8 protein-coding genes and 1 pseudogene are annotated in these 6,539 nt (G+C 46.6%); all 9 read right to left on the bottom strand.

The window, feature by feature from the left end; all coding sequences use genetic code 11:
- Positions 1-56: 56 nt before the first annotated feature.
- On the bottom strand, positions 57-899 hold the full coding sequence (locus tag C4B57_00910) for a hypothetical protein (GenBank protein ID PXF56043.1): 843 nt from the start codon (positions 897-899) through the stop codon (positions 57-59).
- A 216-nt stretch (positions 900-1,115) separates the two neighbouring features.
- On the bottom strand, positions 1,116-1,796 hold the full coding sequence (locus C4B57_00905) for a hypothetical protein (protein PXF56042.1): 681 nt from the start codon (positions 1,794-1,796) through the stop codon (positions 1,116-1,118).
- Complete coding sequence (locus C4B57_00900; GenBank protein PXF56041.1) at positions 1,793-2,128, bottom strand: hypothetical protein; 336 nt, start codon at positions 2,126-2,128, stop codon at positions 1,793-1,795. The genes C4B57_00905 and C4B57_00900 overlap by 4 nt, the downstream gene beginning before the upstream one ends.
- Positions 2,129-2,230: 102 nt before the next feature.
- Positions 2,231-2,911 carry a hypothetical protein gene (locus C4B57_00895; protein ID PXF56040.1) on the bottom strand — a complete coding sequence of 227 codons (681 nt, stop codon included), beginning with the start codon at positions 2,909-2,911 and terminating at the stop codon, positions 2,231-2,233.
- Positions 2,912-2,993: 82 nt separating this feature from the next.
- Complete coding sequence (locus C4B57_00890; GenBank protein PXF56039.1) at positions 2,994-4,322, bottom strand: hypothetical protein; 1,329 nt, start codon at positions 4,320-4,322, stop codon at positions 2,994-2,996.
- A 238-nt stretch (positions 4,323-4,560) separates the two neighbouring features.
- Positions 4,561-4,668: pseudogene (locus tag C4B57_00885) on the bottom strand (NAD-dependent dehydratase).
- 172 nt (positions 4,669-4,840) lie between these two features.
- Positions 4,841-5,041 (bottom strand): hypothetical protein, encoded by a 201-nt coding sequence (locus C4B57_00880; protein PXF56038.1) that lies wholly within the window; start codon positions 5,039-5,041, stop codon positions 4,841-4,843.
- Positions 5,038-5,487 (bottom strand): hypothetical protein, encoded by a 450-nt coding sequence (locus tag C4B57_00875; GenBank protein PXF56037.1) that lies wholly within the window; start codon positions 5,485-5,487, stop codon positions 5,038-5,040. The genes C4B57_00880 and C4B57_00875 overlap by 4 nt, the downstream gene beginning before the upstream one ends.
- Positions 5,488-5,549: 62 nt before the next feature.
- Entirely contained in the window at positions 5,550-6,449 is a 900-nt protein-coding gene (locus C4B57_00870; protein ID PXF56036.1) for an NAD-dependent dehydratase, read from the bottom strand.
- Between the last annotated feature and the right edge of the window lie 90 nt (positions 6,450-6,539).

Raw genomic sequence — 6,539 nt, 5'->3', positions numbered from 1 at the left:
TGCTCCGGATTATAGCTTCTGAAATTGTAGTTCATGAGGCCCTCAAAAAGCAATTATCATGTTGAAATTATATAATATTTTACCGAATTCGGCCTCATTTTGCAACTAATATTTGCGGGACAGACTCCTTTGCGCCTTTCAAACGCACCGGCAGACAAAAATCTTAATGGTTCATCGTTTGTTGGTTGGAGACGGGGACATGAATCCAGGGCACCTAAAAACTGGTCATCCACACCCCAATATATCACTTTTACACTATGTGTATCCCAACCCTGATGGCGAAAGGTTTCTTTTACAAAATTTGAGTTAACAAGTACGTAATCGGCCTGTTCTATGTCACGAAGAACCAGTGCCCAGAAATTGTTTATCGGACCGGCCATACCTTTGGTCGGGAAAGTTCCGTTATTTGTAACAAGATACTCCAACAGGGCAGGATGGGCGATTGAATGGTCACAGATCGTAACCATTTGAAAAGCCTTTGCCGCCTGAACAGATTCATGCCCGAATCCGGCCCTGTAGTGATAAATTCGGACGCCCTTAGTCGCTGCCTTTAAAATATGCCTTGTTGCCTGCCTGCCATACGCCATGAGCGATTTATTATTGAGAATATCCACAATGCGGCGCGGCCCCAAACCTTTTCTTCTCAAGAAAAGCCCCGTGGCATGAAGGCTTTCAGGAAGCCAAAGTGGCACAACAAGCCGGTCGTCGAAATTCTGACCTCTGGCCTCAAGGCGAAAAATCTTTCTGGATCTCCGCAAGGGCCCAAAGCGTAAGACTTTACGGATATTTTGTTTAGGGTATGCGCCGGTCAGAAACATCGACAAATAAGAGCGGTTAAAAAGCTCTTCAGCGGCAACAGCGAGATGGAATTTGCTAAATCCGTTTGAAATTATCACCATAGCATATACTCTAAGTACGGCCGGTAAGCCGCTTTATTGCGTTAAACAGCGGTCTTCCCATAAAAGATATTTCCAAGAAGATCGGGTTTTACGAAGATGACATCGCGCTCTGTTGCATAATTGGAGACCTGATACCCATATTCCTGAAAAATGACAGGGTAAAGATCGACTTCTTCAAGCATTCTGCACACCTTTGGAAAAGATGGTTTCAGTCCTTTATAAACATGGGCGAATGTGCATTAACACAAAACAATGTCCGCCATTTTCAAAACAGCTCCCCCCTCGGAGAACATTGATTTCATGCACCTGAACGTCTATTTTGATCATAACCTTTGCGGCAGCATCAGTATTATTCATTTTTCGTATTGTTGACTCATAACTATCAAGGGTTCTAATCGCAACAGTTTGAGTGTTGGCGACATCCATCTGACGATATTCGTTTGTAATGTCAGTGTATGCCACAAAAGAGGATAGCCTGTTATCCTTCGGAACATACATTTCCATTTCTCCGGCAGTGTCGGATATCCCGACATTTTCGGCCAGCAGGTTTTCGTTATCTTCAAAAGAAGACTTCAAAGCCGCGAATGCCTCTATCGTTGGTTCAAAGGCGATTATATGAGATCTCTGAAACAACCTTCGAAAGGCGTTGCTGAATTCGCCCACATTGGCGCCAATATCTACCAGAAGAATGCACTCACTCGTATCGAGAAAACAGAGCAAATTTACCCAATCCTCGGCCTCCGATGGGCAATGCCAAATTATTTTGTCAATATAGGCTGGAATATTTCGTCCAGACCTTCTCAGGCGCAGTACTTCCATCTGCAAAAACAACCAAAACGAAATCGCATGAGAATAATGCCACAGTGTCTTCACGGAAGTATACCCTATTTTATTCATCTTAAGCCTCCATAAAATATTTCCTGCGATAAGACATTCTCCTCTACAAGGCACCTGGCCACATGGCGGTCCAGGGTCTCGTGGGCGTGCCAGGCAAGTTCACGCTGGAATCGGCCTTCTCCCAATAGCCCCCATCTACCAAGGGCCATGTAGGGGGTTTGCAGCCAGGGGAAGGTAGTCAGCCGTTCTGGCGGAATGTCCTCATCTTTCAGCTTCCAGGAGGGGTAGCCGGAAAAGATACGCTCCAGCATTCCTTTTTTGAGCAATTCTCGAGCCAGTGCAAAAAGGTGGAATTTGCCGATGCAGACGAGCGTAGCGGTGATGGGTTTCATAAATTCTTTACCTCGTCGCTATGAAACAATCATTTTGGGGTATTTTTGCTATACAGAGCAGTCCGCTACGATACAAGACAATTTAATGGCCTTTTGGGGCGGCTAAAAATTCAGCCTTCGGCGCGCCAGACGTAATAAGCCATTGAAATACTTTATAATATATATATACAAAATTTGCCACCAGACAATAGAATAAATTTTTGTATTTATGCAAAGCACGTCAGAATAATCATGGTGAGAAAATTTAACACAAAAAAATCCACTATTGCGCAGCTTTGAAATGACATTACGTATGCGGGGCTGATCAGCTTTTTGGATGAAGTCATGGAATTCGACCGTAATTTGCCCTATATTTCGAAGAAATTCCTCTGGCAAATTGGTTAGTATCTCTATCTCTGCGCCTTCGACGTCCAGCTTTATCAGATCTACGCGTGTGATCGAATTTTCCCGACAGAATTCGTCGAGCTTAATAGACTCGACGACTATGGATTCCTGTTCGATTTTTTCAGAAAAGTACGCGCTACTATCACGCGCCTCTCCCAGTTTTAACCTCAACGGGTCACCCGTTCCTGAAACCGCAATATGATGAAAATGAGTATTCGAAAGAGAAGGCAGGTCAGGAAAGAGGCGCGGATCAGGCTCAAATCCGTGGACAATCCCGTTCGCATTTTCAGAAATCCATTTTGAAAACTCGCCATGGTTTGCGCCACAGTCAAAGACTACAGCAGGATTCCCTAGCAAGTCCCTGGAAAAAGAATGCCCGCACACCCTTTCAATTTTCATGTTCAACCCTTTACTTTTTCACGTATAAGCGGTGGATTGTTTGCATAACCACTGGGATATCCGTGTATTTTAAACCGTTGGTCTAATTAGCTCGACGCGTATTTGAGAGGTCTAGCTTCACCATTCGCCTCAAAATATCAAGAGGCGGTCTCAAGACTGCCCACAGCCACTGATCCATTTCCATGTAGGCCATCTTCAATGCAGCGCGGACCACAATTACGGCCATTACAATTTCAACTGCCATCAGCGCCAGAGCCGCCCCGCTCAGTCCCAAAGCCTTTGCGCCAAGGTAACCCATAACAAATGCCCCGGCTCCGTAAACCAGGCTATAAACAACGGCGATGCGCGCATGCCGGTTGGTGGCATACGGCACCATCAGGGCCGTGTACCAGATGCTGTTGACCAGTACACCCGCCAAAAGCAGGCTCAATGCCGGCCAATGCATGACGACCTTACCGCTTGTCCAGACCGGAAAAATCCAATAAGAAGCTGATGCCACCACTGCGGCGGCCACCAGGCAACCCCACAGAGAAAACTGACAGGATTTGAAAAAGAGTCGTTGAAAAAGGGGTGTATCATCAGCGCCATAGGCCAGGGCCATTTCCGGCTGGATGAGCCGGTTGATAACGGCGCATGACTGCATGGCCAGGCGGCTCAGAGTGCGAAGCGGGGTGAACACGGCCACAGCAGCCGGGCCCAGGGCCAGGCCCACCACCAGGCGCATGCCCTGAATGTTGAGGGCGTTTCCCAGGGGAAAAGCCAGGGAGGCAAAGGCCGGAGCCGTGAGGCGGCGAAGCTCTGTCAGGGAGGCATGGGCAAAGCCATGCCGCAGCCAGGGGCTGACCCGGCGCTGGACGAACCACGTCAGCCCAATACCCAGAGCTCTGCCGCTGACATACCCGATTGCTGCTTGAACCGGTCCGCCGCCGAGAAGCACGGCAATGGCAAGTCCACAAAATTCAAGCAATTGCGTGAAGGCGCCAAGGGCCATGCCCGTTGGGTATCTGCCTGTAACCCAGAAGCCGCCGTTTAGCAACCCTCCCTGAAACCCGATCAGCACATGTACCACCAGCAGGAGCAGCACTGCCCTGGTATCGGCAGCGGTCATGGTGGTAAAGCCGAGCCAATTGTGCAAAGGCACCAGTGCGACAAAACTATAGGCCAGCAAAAAGGCGCCCAGGGAAACCACCAGTAGCAGCAGCCAGGTGCTTTGAAATACGGCAAGCGCCCCTTGCCGGTCTCCCGCCCCGCTTTTCATGGCCATGTCCCGGCAGGCAGCAGTGGCAAAGCCGCCGTCGCCGATGGAAAGATAGGCCGGAATGGCCGCTAGCATCAGCCATTCGCCGTAAAGCTGGGCGCCCCAAAAGGCCAGCAGCAGGGGAACTTCGGCCAGGCGGATAAAAATCTGCACTCCCTGCCCAAATGCCTGGGCGCCAGTGCCTTTCAGAAGGCGTGATTTTAGCCCAGAATTTTTGGGACCTTGCTGACTAATTGAACTTTTTGCAAATTCCATGATCGTTTGGAGCGTTGAGAGTATTGAGAGTAAAGACAAAAAGTCTGGGGGAGCATAGGGGCCTGGAGATTATGTGGGTGTGCCTCCAGTAGAATGGGGGACGCCATTTCTGAATGAACATACGGATTTCTGTTTTTCAGCTCAAGCTTTTGAAATATTCAATTGTTCTTCCCAGTCCCTCTTCTAAACCTACCTTTGGTTGCCAATTTAACTTCTCCTTTGCCAATGTAATATCCGGACATCTGCTTAGAGACGCCAGTTTTAGCGTTATTGGAGCATCATCCAAGAAAAGGGGAAGGACCATGATTTTAAACGTTTCTCACCTTACGGTTCGTTGAGCTATGAAATAGTTAGGATCGTTGAGAGTGTTGATCTGGGCAAGCGAGAAAACCTATTAGCTGGCAAGCATCATGTTCTCATGTGGCAAATAGTTCTTCAAAAAATTGGTCCTTATTCAATAGCTTCTGCCATTCTCTATGCCGCTTAACGCTTTCCATTCTTTTCCTTTTAGGCATATTTATAAATCGAATGGCCTCCACTGGTCCCAATTCTTCGATAAGCACCTTAACAGCCCTTTTGATTACGACTTCTTCATGCATATATTTTGTACTTTTCATCTTAAACCTTCCTTTTCACAAAAGACAGTGGGCTTACCACACCATACATTTATCCTGTGATTCATACATTTTTTAATAAGTCTATCATCACAACTTATGAATGATGCCCCAGCCTGTTCTGCAAACGCAACATGTGCAGCATCTGCGATTCCAAAACCTAAATTAACCAAATCCTCAGCCCGTACCCGTGTTTTGGCCATATCTACCTTTATAGGTTCACCCAGTCTATTTAAAACCATCTGTAATTCAATTCGCTCAATTGCATCCGGAATGGCACCTACTTCTTTAATATGGACGGGAGAGACTAACAACCTGTATCTGCCCTTTTTTGCTTTTGATAATATTAGGTTAACAGCCTCTGTTTCAAGCCTTATTCTCATATAGTCTTGGTCGTCAAAAGGCCTGCTTAAAGTACAAACATCAAGGTAAATAGGTTTTTGCGTCATTTTGCTGAGAATGTATGTGATCTGGGGGACTGTTTTTGAATGAACATACGGATTCCCATTTTTCAGCTCAAGCTTTTGAAATATTCAATTGTTCTTCCCAGTCCCTCTTCTAAACCTACCTTTGGTTGCCAATTTAACTTCTCCTTGGCCAATGTAATATCCGGACGTCTGCGGACAGGGTCATCTTGAGGCAGAGGTTTAAAGACTACTTTTGATTTTGAATGGGTTATTTTCAGGATTTTCCCCGCCAATTCAAGCATGCTGATTTCAGAGGGATTACCAAGATTGATGGGGCCTATAAAATCGTCCAGGGTATTCATAAGTTTTATTAATCCCTCAATCAGATCATCCACATAGCAAAAGGACCGGGACTGAGATCCATCTCCAAAAACAGTAATCGGATCATTGCGTAGGGCTTGAAGGATAAAATTGGATACCACACGACCATCATTGGGATGCATGCGCGGACCATAGGTATTAAATATCCGGGCCACCTTAATGCGCAGCTTGTGTTGCCGGTGGTAGTCGAAAAAAAGTGTCTCAGCACATCGTTTTCCTTCATCATAGCATGACCGCAATCCAATAGGGTTGACACGCCCCCAGTAACTTTCCGGTTGAGGGTGTACTTCAGGATCGCCATAGACCTCGCTGGTCGAGGCCTGTAGAATCTTCGCTTTAACTCGTTTTGCCAACCCCAGCATATTGATTGCACCGTGTACACTGGTCTTGGTTGTTTGAACCGGGTCAAACTGATAATGAATAGGAGATGCCGGACAGGCAAGATTATAGATCTCGTCCACTTCCACATACAGTGGAAAAGTAATATCATGCCGCATGACCTCGAAATGGGGGTTGTTTAATAGATGAAGGATATTATCTTTTGTGCCGGTAAAGAAATTGTCAATGCACAGGACATCGTGGCCCTCTTTTATTAAACCACTACCTGCTGAAAGCAGGTAGATTTCTTATACGACTGAAAGTCTAACATGGTTCAATCTTTAGTCATTAGCAATAGTGAAGGCCTCTTTAGGGCTCGCCTTTTCTTGGCTTGC

It is taken from the genome of Deltaproteobacteria bacterium, from assembly GCA_003194485.1.
In the GTDB taxonomy this organism is placed as follows: domain Bacteria; phylum Desulfobacterota; class Dissulfuribacteria; order Dissulfuribacterales; family UBA3076; genus UBA3076.
The sequence above is the reverse complement of the archived record's forward strand: the minus strand, read 5'-3'. Positions and strand labels throughout refer to the sequence as shown.

What these genes read in the sequence shown, in the direction of transcription:
- C4B57_00910 (PXF56043.1), bottom strand. Translation starts at nt 899, where the DNA reads ATGGTGATAATTTCAAACGGATTTAGCAAATTCCATCTCGCTGTTGCC.
- C4B57_00905 (PXF56042.1), bottom strand. Translation starts at nt 1,796, where the DNA reads ATGAATAAAATAGGGTATACTTCCGTGAAGACACTGTGGCATTATTCT.
- C4B57_00900 (PXF56041.1), bottom strand. Translation starts at nt 2,128, where the DNA reads ATGAAACCCATCACCGCTACGCTCGTCTGCATCGGCAAATTCCACCTT.
- C4B57_00895 (PXF56040.1), bottom strand. Translation starts at nt 2,911, where the DNA reads ATGAAAATTGAAAGGGTGTGCGGGCATTCTTTTTCCAGGGACTTGCTA.
- C4B57_00880 (PXF56038.1), bottom strand. Translation starts at nt 5,041, where the DNA reads ATGAAAAGTACAAAATATATGCATGAAGAAGTCGTAATCAAAAGGGCT.
- C4B57_00875 (PXF56037.1), bottom strand. Translation starts at nt 5,487, where the DNA reads ATGACGCAAAAACCTATTTACCTTGATGTTTGTACTTTAAGCAGGCCT.